Source organism: Labrys sp. F242 (assembly GCF_057813875.1).
Window position 1 is genome coordinate 289548 of record NZ_JBVASG010000004.1, and the last position, 17677, is coordinate 307224.

Below are 17677 nucleotides of genomic sequence, written 5' to 3' on the forward strand. Positions count from 1 at the left end.
CTTTCCGGCCACCCGTGCGGGTGGCCTGACATTAATGGGTGATCATGCCGCCATCGGCATTGAGGAGCTGCCCGGTAATCCAGCGGGCCTGGCGGGAGAGCAGGAAGGCGATGGCATCGGCGATGTCGTCGGGGCCGCCGGCGCGCTTGAGGCATTGCTGCTCGATCATCGCGGCCTTCTGCTCGGGCGTCACGGTCGCCCGTTCGACCTCCGTGAAGGTCGGGCCAGGCGTCAGCGTGTTGACCCGGATCGAGTGGCCACCGAGCTCGCGCGCCATGGCCCGCGACAGACCCATCACGCCGGCCTTGGACGAGACGTAATGAGCATAATTGGGCCGCCCGAACAGGATGGTCGAGGAAGCCACGTTGACCACCGAGCCTTCGCCCGATGCCACCAGCGCCTCACGAGCGGCACGCGTCATGTTGAAGACGCCCTTGAGATTGACGGCCTGGACCTGGTCCCACTCGTCGGAGGGGATTTCCCAGAAGGGACGCATCTTCAAGGTGGAGAAGATCGAGGCGTTGTTGACCAGGCCAAACACACCGCCGAAGGCTTCGACCGCCGCCGCGACGGCTCCCTGGCAACTGGCCTCATCGGCGACATTGGTGCGCACGAACAGGCGCCGGCCGGTGCCCGGCGTGTCTTCCTCGGCCACCGCGCGGCCCTTGTCCTCGTTCCAGTCGGCGATGCAGACATCGACGCCTTCGCCGGCGAGCGTGAGAGCGAGCCGGCGCCCGATGCCCTGGCCGGCGCCGGTGACGATGACGGCGCCGCGTGACGGGTAAGATTGCATGATGGGTTCCTTTCCTGCGGGCCGGATCAGGCCGCCGCGTGTTCGGGCTGGCTCTGGTGGATGTCGAGCTGCAGCGTGACCAGGGAAGCTTCGTCCTTGCGCACGACCTCGGCTTCCAGCAGCGTGCCGCAGGCGGTGCAGACATGTTCGCGCAGTTCGAGATCGGCATGCGTACGGATATGCGGTCCATAGGTCTCCGGCTCGATGCGATAGCTGCGCACCCTGTCCTTCCAGTTCGCCGTAACGGGGCCGAGGTCGCAACCGCAGCCACAGGCAAAGCGCCCCTCGGCGATGGTGAACTCCCCTTTGCCGGGAGCATGCTTGGGCGTGGCGCCGGCCAGGCGCCGGCTGCGGATCGCGGCCCGGGCCTGTTCGGTTGCGGAGAGGTCGACTGTGCCCTTCGCGATCACCACGCCATATTGGGCGGCCGCCGCCGTGAGGCTGACATGGCGGTTCGCGACATCGCCGAGCACGGCGGCAGGATCGCGCAGCAGCGGGTCGCCATAGCCACCACCGCCCTGGAAGGCATAGCCGAGCACGTCGCGCGAGGTGAGGCGCATGCGGCCGGGTTTGGGGCCGAGCTGCTCGACTCCGGCAGCCAGCAATTCGTCGAGATCGCCGGCAAGGCCTGCGAGGGCGGCCGGATCGCCGGCGTCGCGGCGGATGACGTTGCGGCCGCAGGCGCCGGGCAGGCCGCCGAACTGGCCCACCGCATTGGGCACCTCCACGCCATGGCCGAGCATCATGGCATGCAGGGCGTCGGTACCATAAGGTGCGATGGCGAGGGAGGCGCCGGCGCCGCCGCGCTGGCGGCCGGGGCCGCCGCTATCGGGTACGAAGGCACGGAAAAGGTAGAGGAAGGGTCCGTTCGCCTCATTGGCCTCGACATTGGCGATGGCCGGTCGCGGCACACAGAAATCGCCGGAGCCGTCGAGGCCGTCATGATCGGGGAAGGCCCCGCCACCTCCCGCCGTCGAGTCGAGCAGGAAGGTGCCGAACGGCCCGCCGTCGCGGTCCTGCCCCGCCAGTGTCATCACCATCATGTGGCCCTTGGTGACGGCCTGGCTTTCGCCGGCATGTTCGGGCGAGCAGGCCACCATGCGCGACAGCGCGGCAACGACGACGTTCTGGACGATCCAGGCCGTCGAGATCGTGCCCGAGGAAACCGGAGCCGGCCAGGAGGCGTTGCACAAGATGCCTTCGGGCGCGACGAAATCGACGGCGCGCAGGATGCCCTCGTTCCAGCGAATGCGCGGCGCGAGGATCGGCAGGAGCCCGGTGAGAGCGGCGCCGCGCATGCCCGAGGCCGTGCAATTGATGAAGCCGGGCGCTTGCGGCGAGGTCCCCGTCATGTCGAGGGTGAGGCGGTCGCCCTTCTTGGTTGCGGTGACGCAGACGCGGTAGAGCACGTTCTCGTGGCCGTCATGCTCGATATAGTCGCGCGCCCGGAAGACGCCGTCGGGCAGGGCTGAAAGGACCTGGCGGATCTGGCGCTCGGAACTGGCGATCTCCTCGGCCATGATGGTCTCGACCGTGTCGCCGCCATAGCGGTCCATCAGTTCGACCAGGCGGCGGGCCGCCACGGTGTTGGCCGCAATCATCGCCTTGAGGTCGAGGCCCAGGACATGGGGCAGGCGGGTCATGCCCATGATCATCTGCCACAGATCCTGGCGCAGCACGCCGTTCTCCACGAGCTTGATGCCCGGCAGCAGCATGGCTTCCTGCTGGATTTCGGTGGCACCGATGGCCCAGGAGCCGAAGCTCATGCCGCCGACATCGAGCTGATGGGCGCAGGAGCCGGCCCAGGCGACATGGCGGCCCTGGTGGAAGATCGGCGCGACGATCGAGACGTCGGGCTGATGGATGGCGCCGCGATAGGGATCGTTGAGGATGAACATGTCACCCTCGCGGATTCCTGGATTCTCGGCGAACTCGGCATTGATAGAACGGATGACCGAGGACATCGTGCCGGTGTGGAACAGCACCTGCGGACCCATGGTGACGATCGAGCCATCGGCGAGATAGAGGCCGTTGTTGAAGTCGGTCGCCTCGGTCACCACCGGCGAGCCGGAGACCGATTTGAGCGTGATCGCCTGTTCCTCGGTGATCGCCTGCAGCTTGTTGCGCACGACCTCGAAGGTGATGGGATCGATGGCGTTGTCAGTCGTAGACATTGCTGCCTCCCAAGAGCATTTTCCAGAAAAGTCGATAGACTTTTCGGCTAAGAAAATGCGTCAAAACAAAGAATTAGGGCGGGTTGCGATCCCATCGGATCGCACCATGTCCTAGCGCTGCTCGATGGTGATGTTGTTGGTGGCGTCGAGCCGCGCGACCTGACTGGCCGCCACGAAGACCGAGGTCTCGGGGTGCTCGATGACGGCGGGGCCGGTCACGATGAAATCCTTCGGCAGCTCGCGCCAATTATAGACGGCGCAATCCATCCATGCGGTGGCGACGGGCTCGAAGATCCGGCGCTTGCCGACTGTCGGCTCGCCCGTGGGGGCCACAAGGGCGATCTCGGGCCGACGCGCCTTGCCGAAAGCCTCGACACGGACATTGGTCAGCTCGAGGCCGGCCTCGCGGAAGGCCGATCCCTTGCCATAGGTCTGCTCATAAACAGCCTCGAAGCGCGCGACGAGTTCGTCCAGCGTCGCAGCGGCGATCTCGCCCGCCGGCACGGGAATGATGAGGTCGTTGGTCTGGCGGCGATAGCGCAGATCCGCCGTGCGCACGAGCTGGATATCCTCGCGGGCGACCCCGGCCCGGCGCATGGCGTCCAGGCATTCGGCTTCGAGGCTCGCGAAGGCCGCCGCGATCTCGGAGGCGACCAGGCCGTCGGCAGGCGCGCGCGATCCGCCGCCTGCCCGCATAAGCAGCGACTTTTCGACGGCGAACTGCAGGTCGGCGGCGAGCGCTCCATAGGCCGAATGCGCCATGGAGGTCACGGGCACCACCATCTTGGGCACGCCGAGCTCGGCGCCATAGCCGGCGCAATGGACCGGGCCAGCCCCGCCATAGGCGAAGATCACGAAGTCACGCGGATCGTGGCCGCGGCCGATGGTGACCTCGCGCAGCGTATCGGCCATCTGGGCATCGACGATGCGGCGTATGCCGGCGGCGGCCTCCTCGGTGGTCAGGCCGAGCGGCTTGGCGATCTGCTCCTCGATGGCGGCCGATGCCGCCGCCTTGTCGAGCTTCATCTTGCCGCCGAGAAAGGTCTGGGGATCGATGATGCCGAGCACGACATCGGCGTCGGTGACGGTGGCCAATCTGCCGCCCCGCCCGTAGCACACCGGTCCTGGCCGAGCGCCGGCGCTGTCGGGGCCGACGCGCAGCTGGCCGTCGATGACGCGGGCGATCGAGCCGCCGCCGGCGCCGATGGCGCGAACCTCGATCATCGGCGTGGCGATATGAAAGCCGCCGGCCTCGTGATTGGTGGACATCAGCGGCTTGTCGTCGACCACGATGGCGACGTCGAAGGAGGTGCCGCCCATGTCGGTGGTGATGAGGTTGCGATAGCCCAGCTTCTTGGCCAGATGGACCGAGCCCATCACCCCGCCGGTCGGGCCGGAGGTGACCAGTGTCACCGGCCGGCGCGCGGCCTCGGCAACCGGCATGACGCCGCCGGCCGAATTGAGGATGGAGAAGGCGCCCTTGAAACCGCGTTTCCTGAGCATCTGCTCGATGCCGTCGAGGTAGGAGACGACCTTGGGGGCAAGATAGGAATTGAGCGCGGCCGTGGCCGTGCGCTCATATTCGCCGATGACGGGGGCAACCTCGCTCGAGAGGCTGACATAGGCGCCCGGTACTTCCTCGCCGATGATGCGGGCGGCAATGCGCTCATGCTCGGGATTGCGGAATGACCACAGGAAGGCGACCGCGAAGGTCTGGACGCCCTCGCTCGCCAGGGAGCGAACTGCGGCCCGCACCTGCTCCTCGTCGAGTGCAACCAGCACCTTGCCGGCATGGTCGACACGTTCGCGGATCTCCCGCACCAGATGGCGCGGCACGATCGGCTGGGGATAGCGCCGGCGCGAATACCAGCCGAGCCGGTCGACCGGCACACCGGCGGTAAAGCCCATCAGGCGCTGGATCGCCAGCGTGTCGCCGAAACCGCGGGTGGCGAGCAGGCCGGTACGGGCCCCGTCGCGCTCGATGACGGCGTTGGTCGCCTGGGTCGTGCCATGGCCGAAGGCGATAACCCGAGCCAGCAATTCCTCGCCGGTCATGCCGCGCTGCGCGGCGGCATCCTGTACGGCATTGAAGACGCCGACCTCCAATTCGCCCGGCGTGGACAGCGCCTTGGTGGTAATCAGGCCGCCATTCTCGTCCAGCAGAACGAGGTCGGTGAACGTGCCGCCAATATCGACACCCAGAAACATGGACTTCCTCCCAGCCTGGTACCGGATGATCCATGGCCGAGCGCGTAGGCTGCCGTGCATGGCACAGCGGCTGGAAACGCGCTCGAAATTGGATTCTGTCCCGGCGCGGGGCTCTCTTTCCCCGCGAGCATGGGTCGAGTTTTACGCCCGGGCTTTACAACAATCCAATATATAATTCGCAGCGATACATAGCCAAATGCCTATGAAATGAAGAATGACGAACGGGCTTGCCGAGGCATCGTCCCGGAAATAGCTGGAGCGCCACCTTTGTCATGCCCGGGCTTGACCCGGGCATCCTGGGGCACCCTCTTCGAGGTCTGGAGGGAGGGACTGCATTGCCGGGTCAAGCCCGGCAAATGACACAGGTCGAGCCAATTCGTTTCGTTTATTGACGGACGAATCCTCAGCCCGCCATCATACCGCCGCAGGAGGCTCGAAACTCGGTACCTGACCATCTGCGGCTGCCTCCCGCACGAAATCCATCAGCCGGGACTGGAAGCGCGAGAAGGTCTTGCCCCGCTTGTGGATCAGGAAGACGGGGACAGGCAGGTCAAGCCCCGGCGTCGCGACCTGCCGCAGCAGCCCCCTGGCGAGTTCGTCGCGCACGCAGCTCTCCAGCACGAAGGCGACACCGGCATGATGGCGCACCGCCTGTTTCATGGCCTCCGGATGCCCGAATTCGAGGACGACCTCACGATGCCGGATGCCATGGGCATAGAGCGCGTCCTCCTCGAGCTCGCGCCGGACCTGCTGGCGAGGGGAGGAGACGAAGGGCAAGCTTGCGATCGCCTGCGGATCGGCACTGTTACCGACCAGGGAGCTGTCGGCTGCGACGACCAGGACGAGCTGTTCAGTCCATAGTTTTTCGACGCCGAGGCCATCGACATCGTGCCGTGGATCCAGAATGCACAGTCCAAAATCGCAGGAGCCATCCCTGACGCTGGCGGTGACGAATTGCGGGTTGGAAACCTGGACGGTGATGCCGCCCTCGCGCAAGGTGCGGCGAAAGGCGGCGAACATCGGAGGCAGCACATAGGAGGCGACCGTCATGGACGCCGAGACCACGGCGCTGCCTGCTTCCCCGTCGCCTGACAGCGCCAGCTCGCGTTCCAGTTCGCGGGTTCGGGTGACGACATCGCGAGCCCAGGCCTCGACGCGGATGCCTTCCCGCGTCAAAACCAGGCGCCGCCCGCTGCGCTCGAAGAGCTTGGCGCCGACCTTGTCCTCCAGGAAGCGCAGATGCGCGCTGACCACCGGCTGTGCGATGCGCAGCCGCTCCGCCACGCGGGTGACGCTCTGAAGGTCGCAGACCATGCAAAAGATCTCGAGCTTGTGGAGCGTGGCCTGGGACGCGAACAAGCGCTGCGCACCGTGCCCTTTGGTCATTGGAGTCTTATCGGCACTCGGCATTTCGCGCCTTCCGGCTTGAGCTGGAGATCCTTCGATTGAGAAAATAGGTCAAGACAAAGAGTTATACCAATGGCCGCGGGGATTCTCGTTGTTCAGCCACTCTGTCGCTGTTGCGCTGCCCCTCACCCTAACCCTCTCCCCGTAAACGGGGCGAGGGGCGAGGGGCGCGCAAGCGTCGCAACATGTCCTTGCAATCCTGTATCTGGCCCAACCGTCGGGCGAGACGAATTGATTTCAGGTTAGAGCGCCACGCCGATGTTTCCCCTCGCCCCGTTCTTACGGGGAGAGGGGCAGCGAAACCTCGACGCAATCAAGGAGCACAGCCGGGCCGGCACGACCAGCTCATGCAAATTTAAACGAGGGCAGGAAGATGTCTTCGACCGGCGGGTGGCGCCAGGTGCGCAGCGGATATTTGTCGATCAGCCGCTCGAACTGGGCCTGGGCTCGCAAGCGATAGTCTTCGAGGTCGATGCCCGGCAATTGCCGGTCGCGCATCACCACCCGGCCGTTGATGATGGTGGTCTTGAAATCCCGGCCGGTGCCGCTGAGCATCATGGTCTGGATGGGATCGATGACCGGGCCGAGTTCGAAGGCCCCAAGATCGAACAGCGTCATGTCGGCCTTGGCGCCGGCGGCAAGCCGGCCGAGATCGGGGCGCCCGAGGGCATCGGCCGCCACGAGGGTGGCAGCGTTGTAGAAATCGGCCGAGCTGCAGGCGCCGACATCCGCATCGGCAACCCGGCACAGGCTGATACCGATACGCATGTTCTCCACCATATCGGGCGGGAAGGTGTCGGTGCCCAGGCCGATCGGAATGCCCTGGCGCTTGAGGCGCGCGAAGGATTCCATGGCGCCGCCATAGCGAGAGAGCACGAGCGGGCAATGGATCAGCGTGGCGCCGGATTGCGCCAGCAGGCCGACATCGTCGCCCCTCCGCGCCACCTTGGAGTGGCCGGTCAGGTAGACGCCATGGGGCAGCAGCGAGCGCCTGGAGAGGAAGCCGAGCGAGGCCAGCCATTCCACCGGCGTCTTGTCATGGCGCTCCACGATCGTCTCGAATTCGTCCATGCCCTGGCAGCAATGCAGGCGGATCGGACAGTCGAGCTCCTCGCGGATATGGGCCGAGCGCCGCAGCAGCTCAGGGGTGCAGTTCTCGATGCGATCGGGCGCCAACATGCCTCGGATCAGCCCGCCATGCGCGCCGTCATAGGTGCGGACATAGTCCCTGGCCGTCTCCAGTCCCCTGAGGCCGCGCTCCTCGTCCCAGAAGGTATCGAAGCTACCGTCCTGGCGGATGATGGTGACACCGGTCATGTAGCAGGGGCCGAGATAAGCCCGGATGCCGATCTCCGCCGCGCTGTCGGCCGAGCGGGCGAACTCGTCATAGGTCTCGGCCCATTGCCGGTAGAACATCGAGGTGATCGGCAGGGCCGTGGTGATGCCGTTGCGCACCAATTGCGCGAAGGCATATTTCATCTTGAAGGTCTGCTCTTCGGCCGAATACATCTCGATCGGACCGGCGGCAAGATAGTCGTCCGGCCAGACGCGCCCCTTCGCCCAGTCGGGCTGGTTGTCGAAGGCGAGGATGGTGGTGTCGAGGTCGCCCAGGGCATTGAGATCGATGAAGCCCGGCCCGAGAATGGCGTTGCCCCCGTTGATTTCCTCGTCGACCTCACCCTGATAGCCACGCCCGACGAAGACGATGGTGTCGTTCTGGTAGACGACTTCGGTATCGACGAGCGTGCGGTGCTGCTCGCCGTCGAAGCCGATCACATAGCGCGCTTTCACTCTGGTGGTGGTCATGATTTCCGGTCCGTTCGGGATGACTTGAGGAGGAGGTGGATCAGGGCGTCATCGGCCCGGCCCAGCGATTGAGGCCGATGGGTGTGGCGAGCGCTTGCCGATACATGCGCCGATAATGGGGTTCGAGCTCGTCAGCGGCGGATTTGCAGCGGGCCATGTATTCGGCGAATTCGCCGGCCAGGAGGCGGGCTTCCTGCTTCAGCGCATTCTCGTCGACCGTGAGCAGGCGGCGGTTCTCGACGACGATGCGTCCGCCCACTATCACCGTGGTGACCGACGAGCCGTTCTCGCAATAGACGAGCTGGCGCCTGAGGTCGTTGAGGGGCGTGAAGGCGAAGCTGTCGAGATCTAGGAGGATGATGTCGGCCTGCCAGCCCGGCGCCAGCCGCCCGGTCGGGCGGGGCAGGCGCATGGCCCTGGCGCCGGCCGAGGTCAGCGCGGTCAGGATTTCCAGGGGCAGGGGCCAGCGGTCGAAATCGGGATCGGCGACGTTGTGGACGAGGCCGGCGACCTTGCCGACGGTCCACAGATTGATGCCGTCATCGGTGGCCGCCTCGTCATTGCCGAGACAGACATTGATGCCGCGCTGGCGCAGGCGCCTGAACGGCATGATGCCGCTGCCGATCTTGAGGTTGGACACCGGATTATGGGCGATCGAGCAGCCGGAATCAGCCAGGAGCGCCAGATCGTCCTCGTCGATCCAGATGGCGTGGATGACCATGGCCTGCTCGTTGAGCACGCCCCTATCATGGGCATAGCGGATCAGCGACTTGCCGTAATTGACCTCGCCGAGCACACGCTGCAGGCGCGTTTCCAGGATATGCATGTTGTAGGGAAGGTCGCGTTCGCGGGCGAGCGCGCCGAGCGCCTTGAAATAGGAGGGTGTGACGCGCTGGGGCGCCGAGCACGACACCGCACAGCGCAGCCGTCCCCCGGCGCGATCATGCCAACGCTCGAGGAAGCCCTTGTAATGGGCGAGCAGGTCGGCGTCCGACATCAGGGGCACCGCTTCCATGCGCTCGCGCAGGTGGGGCGGCAGCAGATCCTTCAGGAAGGGGTATTTGGCGTGCTCGACCACATTGGGCTGGTCGAGCGTTACCGTGGCCCGCATGCCGGCATCTTCATAGGCCTGCATGACGTTGTCGACTTCCGTCTGTGTGACCACCGGCACGAAGAAGCAGTCGTCATGCACAGAGGTGACGCCCTGGCGCAGCATCTCCATGGCGCCGAGCATGGTGCGCACATAGGCAAAGCGCGCGGAGACGACCTCGCGCATCAAAGGCGGTACCTCGTAGAGCATGAAAAGCTCGAGCGGCCAGTTGTCGAGCGCGCCCTTCATGAAGTTGGCCGGTGAATGAAAGTGGCCGTTGACCAGGCCCGGCATGGCGAGCTGGCCGGAGGCATCGATCACCCGCACGCCGTCCATGCCGATTCCGGCCGCAAGGTCCGGGGCAATCGCCTCGATAGTGTCGCCGCGGATGAGGATGTCGGCCCTCGAATGCTCGCCATTGGTCTCATCGAGCGTGAGGACGCGAGCATCCTTGATCAATGTCAGCATGGCCTCACCGCTCCCTGTCCTGGCCACCGGCCGGATCGGCCCGGTGCTTGACCAACTGGAGACGCGTCCTTGGATCGAGCGAGTCGCGCAGGGAATCGCCGAGCAGGTTGAACGCCATGACCAGGATGGTGATGGCGAGGCCCGGAATGGCGGCGATATGGGGCGCCACGAACACAAAGCTGCGGCCTTCGCTCGTCATGATGCCCCATTCGGCGATCGGGGGCTGCACGCCGAGGCCGAGGAAGCTCAGGCCGGCGGCGGTGATCACCACCGCGCCGACGATGGTGCAGCTATAGACGACGGAGGCGGCCACCACGTTCGGCAGCATTTCCACGAACAGGATCTTGAGATCGGGCGTGGCCATGGCGCGCGAGGCCTCGACATAGGCAAGGTCGCGCTCCTGGCGGGCCGCGGCATAGACCACCCGGGTGTTATAGGGCACCAAAGTCACCACCAGGGCGATCATCATGTTGACGAGGCCGGGGCCCATCAGCGCCGCGAGCATGATGGCGAGCAGCGCCATGGGGAAGGCGAACAGCACGTCCATCAGGCGCATGATCACCTCGCCGAGCCGGGGATACCAGGCGCCGATGAGGCCGAGTGGGATCGAGATGGCCGCCCCCAGGAATACGGGGATGACGCCTGAGATCAAGGTGAGGCGCGCGCCGTAGATCAGGCGCGAAAGGATGTCCCGGCCCTGCTGGTCGAGCCCCAGCAGATGGCCCGGCGTGCCAGGCGGGCGAAGTCGCAGGGCCGGATTGGCTTCGTTGGGCGGGAACGGGGCGAGAACAGGCGCGAAGATCGCCGTGAGGACCAGCACGATGATGATGCCGGCGGCGATGCGGGCAACGGGATCGCCGAGTACGCCGCGCCAGACGAAATAGAGATTGCCGCGGCGCTGCGGCGAAAGCTTGCTGGCCGGCGCCAGGGAAGGGACCGCGGTCATGGCAGCCTCACCGTTGCTTGGGATCGAGGGCGTGGACGATGACGTCCGAGATCAGATTGCCGAGGACGAAGACGATGGCGACCGCGAGCACGCAGCCCTGGATCACCGGCACGTCGCGCTGCATGATGGCGTCGAACAGGAGTTGGCCGACGCCGGGCCAGTTGAAGATGATCTCGGTGAAGATGACGCCACCGAACAGATAGCCGATCTGCAGGCCGCCGATGCTGGCGAAGGTCGGCAGGGTGTTACGCACGCCGTGGCGCAGCACGATCTGCCGGCGGCTGAGGCCGCGGGCGCGGGCGGCCAGGATATAAGGCTGGCCGAGGACATCGAGCATGCGCGAACGGGTGACGCGGGTGACGACGGCGATCGAGGAAGCCGCGGTCGCGATCGCCGGCAGCACCATATGATGGAGCAACTGCCCGAGGCCGCCGGGATCGATCATGTTGTACATGCCGGAGATGGGGAAGAGCTTCCATTTGAAGCCGAAGAAATAGAGCAGCACGATGCCGAGCCAGAACACCGGCAGCGAGGCCAGCACCAAGGTGAGAGCCACCACCGACTTGTCGGTGAAGGTGCGGAAACGCGGCGCCGAGAGCACGCTGAGCCCGAAGCCGCAGGCCAGCACGATCACGAGGCTGCCGGCCATCAAGATGAGCGAGTTGAGGATCTTGGGCAGCAGGATCTGCAGCACCGGCAATTGCTGCGAGACGGAATTGCCGATGTCGCCATGCAGGAGATTCCACAGCCAGCGCAGATATTGCAGGATCAGCGGCTGGTCGAGACCGAGGCGCTGGCGCAAGGCTTCGAGCTGCGCTTCGGTGGCCATGCGCCCGAGCAGTGTCAGGGCGATATCACCGGGAATGAGCTGGAGCGACAGGAAAACCACCAGTGTCACGCCAAGCAGCACCGGAATGGCATAGAGCAGCCGATTGCCGGCAAAAGCGAAGATGGACATGGCAAAGCCCTTCATTGGTGCATCTGGCCGTCCCCATCGAGCCTTCGGATTCACGCATCTCAACCCGAACAGATGGAGCGCTGAGATCCCTCCCGGACTTCGGGGAAGGCGCCGGTGTGCAGCACCGGCGGATGGGGGAGCGTGGTGCGACATGGACCAGCTGGTCGTCCTAAGCGCCACGCTACCCCACCCGAGCCGGCTTTGCCGGCCCCAGCACACACAAGTTGTGTGTGCGCCCTCCCCGAAACCGGGGAGGGATCGTTGCGCTTTGCTCGTCTCGGCGTCGATGCACGAACACCAAAATCTCAGCGGGGGCGACTGGACGAGGGGTGTTGCTACTGCTTGGTGATGCCGGTGAGGTCGAACCAGTGCTGCGGCGCCAGCACGAAACCTTTCACTTCGGGCCGGGCCGCATAGACGGAATCGGCCGTGTAATAGGAGGTGAAAGCCATGTCGTTGGCGATGGCATCGCGCACCTCGTGCAGCTTCTTGTCCATGGCCTCCGCCGTGGCGGCACCGCGGGCCTGCGACAAGAGGGTGTCGATCTTGGGGTTGTTGTAGTAGCCCGAATTGCAGCAGTTCGGCGGCAAAGCGGTGGTGGTTATCATCTGGTCGAGCCAGGCAAAAGTGCTTTCGCCCCAGGAGGCCGATGTCAGGCCGGTGCCCTCGCGCATGCCCTTCGACATCATCTCCCAGAAGGTGTTGTTGTCGAACATCTCGATGCTTGCCTTGATGCCGATCTTCTCGAAATCGCGCTGCAGCCACTCGGCGTCGCCCTTGGTATTCACGTCGGCGCCGGCACCGAAGGTCCAGTCCATCCTTGTGGTGAAGCCGTTGGGGTAGCCGGCTTCGGCCAGCAGCTTCTTGGCGCCTTCGGGGTCGTAGTTGCAGTCCTTATAGGCGGGATCGAAGCCTGGGCCGCCGGGATTGAGTACGCCGTAGGCTGGACGGGCCAGGCCCTTGCGCTGATATTTGGCCATGTCGTCGCGGTTGATCGCCATGCAGGCGGCCTTGCGCACGCGTACATCCTTGAAATGCTCGTCCTTGTGGTTGAGCCACAGCACATAAATCATCGGGCTCTGGCCGGAGATGATCTGGATGCCCTGCTGCTTGAGGAAATCGAGAGAATCGGGGGAAGGCGTGCCGATCACGTCCACTTCGCCGCCGGCCAGCGCCAATTCGCGCGTGGAGACCTCGGGAATGCCTCTGAAGATGATCTGATCCGCCTTGGGCTTGCGCGTTGGATCCCAGTAATTGTCGTTACGGGCGATGACGAGTTTCTCGCCCACCACTCGTTCCACGAATTTGAAGGGACCGGTGCCGATGGGATGCTGCTCGATCTTGTCGTTGCCATAGGTCTCGACGGCGGTGGGGCTGATCATGCGCGGCGCACCCGAGCCGCCGGCGGCCATCCGGCGCAGGAACTCGGCATTCGGCTGCTTGAGATTGATCTTGAAGGTAGTGTCGTCGACCACCTCATAGCCGGCGAGGTCCTGCCACATCCAGCCCATCAGGCCGGGGGAGACAGGCTGGAAATATTTGAAATTCTTGTCCGTCATGCGGTCGAGATTGAACTTGGCCGCTTGCGCGTTCCAGGGCGTACCGTCATGGAACTGGACGCCCTTGCGCAGATGGAAGGTATAGCTCTTGCCATCGGCCGAGACGTCCCAGCTCTCGGCCAGCGCCGGCACGATCTTGGGCGCGACGTCGGGGCCCTTGGTAAGATCCTCCTCGACGAAAGTCTCGAACAGATGGCGCACCACCTTGAAGGTGTTCCAGGTGCGCGAGGCGTGGGGGTCGAGGCGGCTGAAATCCGATTCCACCGCGAAAGTGATGGTGTTGCTGGCCGCAAGCGCCGGTGGCGCGTCGAAGGCGGCAAAGGCGCCGGCAATCAGCGCGGCGGCCGTCACGCCCGCGCGCAGCAGGCCGCTCCAGGACCTGCGCGGTCCCGTTCGTTCGGTGCGATGCTCTTTCGTCATGATGGTTCCCCTCGTGATTTTTCATTGTCGTTGGGATGGTGTTTTGACGTTCAGGGCCCGCCGTGGCGGAAGCAGGCCACTTTCCTTTCGCCGGCGATGGCCGTCAGCGTGGGTGCCGATCGGGTGCAGGGCTCGAAGCGCTCGGCGCAATTGCCGGCATAGATGCAGCCCGCTCCCATAAGGCCCGCGGTTCCTTCCAGATCCTCGGCTCGCTCGGCCGCCTGTTCCCAGCGCGAATCCTTGCGCAGATGCAGCACGGTTCCGAGGAAGTCGCGGGTGAAGGGGTGCAACGGCTCGGCATAGACTTCCTCGCTGGTGCCCTGTTCGAGCACGCAGCCGCGATACATCACCATGGTGCGGTCGCAGAACTGCTTGACGATCTTCAGGTCGTGGGAAACGAACAGGAAGGTGAGATCGAGCTTCTTTCTCAGCTCCGCCAGGAGATTGAGGATCTGGGCCTGGATCGAGACGTCGAGCGCCGAAACCGGTTCGTCCAGGAACAGGAACTCGGGTTCGAGCGCCAGGGCGCGGGCGATGGCGATGCGCTGGCACTGGCCGCCGCTATATTCGTGCGGATAGCGATAGGATTGGCGCGGATCGAGGCCGACGAGTTCGAGCAGTTCGTCGACGCGCCGGCTGGCCGCCGCGCCGGAAATGCCGAAATTGAGCAGGGGCCGGGCGATGTTCTCGGCCACCGTGCGCCGCGGGTTGAGCGATTGCAGCGGGTCCTGGAAGACGATCTGCAGCCGGCGGCGATAGTGGCGCATCTGCTCGCGCGAGAGGGCCCGCAGATCGGTTCCATCATAGCGTATCTCGCCGCTGTCAGGCTCGATCAGGCGCAGGATGATGCGCCCGAGCGTCGACTTGCCCGAGCCCGAGCCGCCGACGCAGCCGAGGATCTCGCCCTTGGCGATGGTCAGGCTGACATCGTTGACCGCCTTGGTGCTCGCGGCGGGCCGGCGCAGCAGGCCGCCCTTGCTGACGGAGAAGGTCTTGTTGACGGAACGCACCTCGATCAGGGCAGGGCGCGTCATTGGGTTGCTCCCGCAGCGGCGAGGTGGCAGCGCACCATCCGACCCGGGCCGGCGGCGCGCCAGTCCGGCAGCTTCTGATGGCACAGCCCGATCGCCTGATCACAGCGCGGCGCGAAGCGGCAGCCGGGCGGCGGTGCCAACAGGTTTGGCGGTTCGCCCTTGATGAAGGTCATGGCGTCCGAACGGGCGTCCGGATCGGGAATGGAGCGGATGAGGGCCTTGGTATAGGGGTGCAGCGGCTCGGACAGGACCTCATCGATGTCGCCGGCCTCCTGGACATGGCCGCCATACATCACGAGGACGCGGGTGGCGATGGCGCGCACCACGCCGATATCGTGGGTGATGATGACGATGGGCAGGCCGGTCTCGCGGCTGCGTTTCTTGAGCAGCAGCAGGATCTTGGCCTGGACACCGACATCGAGTGCCGTCGTGGGTTCGTCGGCGATGAGGAGTTCCGGCTTGCAGGCCAGCACCATGGCGAGGCCGATGCGCTGGCACATGCCGCCGCTGAGCTGGTGGGGGTAGCTTGCCAGCACGCGCGCGATGTCGGGAAAGCCGACCTCCTGGAGCGCCTTGGCAGCCGCGGCGCGGGCGCCTTTGCGGCCGAGGGCCGGATCGTGGCGCATCAGCGTCTCGACGAGCTGGGATTCGATGGTGAAGGAAGGATCGAGCGAGGCGCGCGGGTTCTGGAAGATCATGCCGATGGTCTTGCCGCGAACCGTCTCCATCGCCGCCTCGTCGAGAGTGAGGAGGTCGCGCCCGCCGATCTCGATCGATCCGCCGAGATAGCGCCCGGGTGGCGAGGTGATCAGACGGATCAGCGAGAGCGCGGTCACGGTCTTGCCCGAGCCGGATTCGCCGATGATCGCGAGAATCTCGTTGCGATGGAGGTCGAAGTCGACCCCGTCGACTGCCACCACCGTGCCTGCCGGCGTGGCAAACCCGGTCTTGAGATTGCGCACCCTGAGGATGGGCCTGGTATCGCGATCCATCGACATCTCCCTTGCAGGCGGTTCTGTCGGATACGATCTGGAACGTCACATGTATACAATAATGTGTCAACAATGAAATTCAATCTGCGATGGCATTGCATCCGGCCGTCGGGCAACGTCACCACATTCCGTCAATATGAACGGCAAGCGTGCCGGTCAGGCCTGCCAGGAGGGGTGATTGAGTTGATGCGCTTCGTGAAAGGGTTCCTTCGGGCCTGATCGATCCTGATCCTCAATCAAGAAGGGCTGGATGGCACGACGGCATCGTTCCCCATCATTGCCATTGACGCCTGCGGGAAATCACATAAAGATACAATATCGTATACAATATTAAGAACAAAATGCGTCACCCCGTCCGAGGAACCCCATGCGCATCAAGCTCATCAATCCCAACACCACGGCGTCGATGACCGAGGCGATGCGTATCAGCGCCTGCGCTGTGGCTGCGCGCGGCACAGAGATCGTCGCCTCGACTTCTCGTTCCGGAGCGGCCTCGATCGAAGGGCATTTCGACGAAGCCATGAGCGTGATCGGCCTCGTCGACGAGATTCGCGACGGGCCGCCCGCGGACGCCTATGTGATCGCCTGCTTCGGCGATCCGGGCCTGCTGGCGGCGCGCGAAATCACGGACGCGCCGGTGATCGGCATTGCGGAAGCGGCCATGCATGCGGCCGCTTTCGTGGCCACCGGCTTTTCCGTCGTCACCACGCTGGAGCGCACGCGCATCATCGCCGAGCATTTGGTGCGCAACTACGGCATGCACAATCACTGCCGCCGCGTGCGGGCGACGGAACTGCCGGTACTCGAGCTCGAGCAGCCGGGCACGCGGGCTCGCGACATCATCCTGGCCGAGTGCCGGATGGCGCTGGAGGAGGACAAGGCCGGGGCGATCGTGCTCGGCTGCGCCGGCATGGCCGGCCTGGCCGATTTTCTCGAGGACAGGTTACAGATCCCGGTGATCGACGGCGTCTGCGCCGCGGTCAAATTCGCCGAGGCCCTGGTCGGCATGGGCCTCAAAACCTCCAAGCATGGCGACCTCGCTTATCCCCTCGCCAAGCCCTATGCCGGCAAGTTGGCCGCCTACGCGCCAGCCGGCTGGCGCGTATCAGCCCAGCGGTCGGAAGAGCGACTTGAAGTCGATGCGGGCCGGAACGTCTGACAGGTCTACCTGGGCTTCGACATGGCGCAGATGGTGCTCCATGTTGCGGGCGGCATCCTGCGCATCGCGCTTGGCCAGGGCATCGACGATGCGCTTGTGTTCGTCATAGGCGCAGGGAACCGCACCGGGAGATTCGTAAAGCGCGATCACCAGCGAGGAACGCGACACGAGCTCATGCACGAAATCCTTGAGAACGTCATTGCCGGCCATGGAGGCAAGTTCGCGATGAAAGTCTCCCGACAGTTGCAGCCGCCGGCGCTTGTCGCCTTGCTCCTGGGCCCGGGCCTCCGCTTCCACCGCGGCCCGCAGGCGAGTGATCTCCGCATCGGTGATGGTCGCGGCCAGGCGCCGGATCAGGATGCACTCGATCTCGCGCCGAGCCTCGAAAACCTGGCGTGCTTCCTCCACCGAGGGGCGGGCCACGATCGCCCCCTTGTTGGGGATGAGCTCGACCAGTTTTTCATGGGAAAGCTGCTGCAGGACCTTGCGGATCAGCGTGCGGCTGACGCCGAAGGCGGTGGCCAGGGCATCCTCCTGGAGCGGCGTGGCCGGTCGAAGCTGATGATTGATGATGGCCGAATAGATCTCCGAATGGATCCGTTCGTCCACCCGTCCGCGGCGCCTGGGGGCGACAGGCGCTTGCTTCGTTTGAGGCCCGGACGA

At 65.0% G+C, this 17677-nt stretch carries 13 protein-coding genes; 1 reads left to right on the plus strand and 12 read right to left on the minus strand.

All coding sequences use genetic code 11. The features are described from left to right. Positions 1 to 31: 31 nt before the first annotated feature. The 11 genes from ACZYTC_RS24800 to ACZYTC_RS24850 form a co-directional block, all read right to left on the minus strand. The gene (locus ACZYTC_RS24800; protein ID WP_434960938.1) at positions 32 to 793 is read right to left on the minus strand and encodes an SDR family NAD(P)-dependent oxidoreductase; all 762 of its coding nucleotides are present in this window, start codon (positions 791 to 793) and stop codon (positions 32 to 34) included. Positions 794 to 819: 26 nt separating this feature from the next. Continuing rightward, positions 820 to 2967 carry a hydantoinase B/oxoprolinase family protein gene (locus ACZYTC_RS24805; RefSeq protein WP_441773695.1) on the minus strand — a complete coding sequence of 716 codons (2148 nt, stop codon included), beginning with the start codon at positions 2965 to 2967 and terminating at the stop codon, positions 820 to 822. Between the two features lie 111 nt (positions 2968 to 3078). After that, positions 3079 to 5175 carry a hydantoinase/oxoprolinase family protein gene (locus ACZYTC_RS24810; RefSeq protein WP_434960936.1) on the minus strand — a complete coding sequence of 699 codons (2097 nt, stop codon included), beginning with the start codon at positions 5173 to 5175 and terminating at the stop codon, positions 3079 to 3081. A 414-nt stretch (positions 5176 to 5589) separates the two neighbouring features. Beyond that, the gene (locus tag ACZYTC_RS24815) at positions 5590 to 6561 is read right to left on the minus strand and encodes a LysR family transcriptional regulator (protein ID WP_488990802.1); all 972 of its coding nucleotides are present in this window, start codon (positions 6559 to 6561) and stop codon (positions 5590 to 5592) included. 366 nt (positions 6562 to 6927) lie between these two features. Beyond that, the gene (locus tag ACZYTC_RS24820; protein WP_488990803.1) at positions 6928 to 8388 is read right to left on the minus strand and encodes an amidohydrolase family protein; all 1461 of its coding nucleotides are present in this window, start codon (positions 8386 to 8388) and stop codon (positions 6928 to 6930) included. A gap of 40 nt (positions 8389 to 8428) precedes the next feature. After that, positions 8429 to 9946 (minus strand): amidohydrolase family protein, encoded by a 1518-nt coding sequence (locus tag ACZYTC_RS24825; RefSeq protein ID WP_488990804.1) that lies wholly within the window; start codon positions 9944 to 9946, stop codon positions 8429 to 8431. Positions 9947 to 9950: 4 nt separating this feature from the next. Further along, a complete protein-coding gene (locus ACZYTC_RS24830) occupies positions 9951 to 10892 on the minus strand; it encodes an ABC transporter permease (protein ID WP_488990805.1) in 942 nt (313 codons plus the stop codon). A 7-nt stretch (positions 10893 to 10899) separates the two neighbouring features. Further along, complete coding sequence (locus ACZYTC_RS24835) at positions 10900 to 11850, minus strand: ABC transporter permease (protein WP_322432131.1); 951 nt, start codon at positions 11848 to 11850, stop codon at positions 10900 to 10902. A gap of 335 nt (positions 11851 to 12185) precedes the next feature. After that, entirely contained in the window at positions 12186 to 13829 is a 1644-nt protein-coding gene (locus tag ACZYTC_RS24840; RefSeq protein ID WP_488990806.1) for an ABC transporter substrate-binding protein, read from the minus strand. Positions 13830 to 13879: 50 nt separating this feature from the next. Next, positions 13880 to 14863 (minus strand): ATP-binding cassette domain-containing protein, encoded by a 984-nt coding sequence (locus tag ACZYTC_RS24845; RefSeq protein WP_434960930.1) that lies wholly within the window; start codon positions 14861 to 14863, stop codon positions 13880 to 13882. After that, positions 14860 to 15855 carry an ABC transporter ATP-binding protein gene (locus ACZYTC_RS24850; RefSeq protein WP_434960929.1) on the minus strand — a complete coding sequence of 332 codons (996 nt, stop codon included), beginning with the start codon at positions 15853 to 15855 and terminating at the stop codon, positions 14860 to 14862. The genes ACZYTC_RS24845 and ACZYTC_RS24850 overlap by 4 nt, the downstream gene beginning before the upstream one ends. 367 nt (positions 15856 to 16222) lie before the next feature. Between ACZYTC_RS24850 and ACZYTC_RS24855 the strand changes: the two genes are divergently transcribed. Further along, positions 16223 to 17014: an aspartate/glutamate racemase family protein gene (locus tag ACZYTC_RS24855; RefSeq protein ID WP_488990807.1), complete on the plus strand. Its 792-nt coding sequence runs from the start codon at positions 16223 to 16225 to the stop codon at positions 17012 to 17014. Here ACZYTC_RS24855 and ACZYTC_RS24860 read toward each other — a convergent pair. Further along, positions 16961 to 17623 (minus strand): GntR family transcriptional regulator, encoded by a 663-nt coding sequence (locus ACZYTC_RS24860; RefSeq protein WP_434960927.1) that lies wholly within the window; start codon positions 17621 to 17623, stop codon positions 16961 to 16963. The genes ACZYTC_RS24855 and ACZYTC_RS24860 overlap by 54 nt on opposite strands. Positions 17624 to 17677 lie beyond the last annotated feature (54 nt).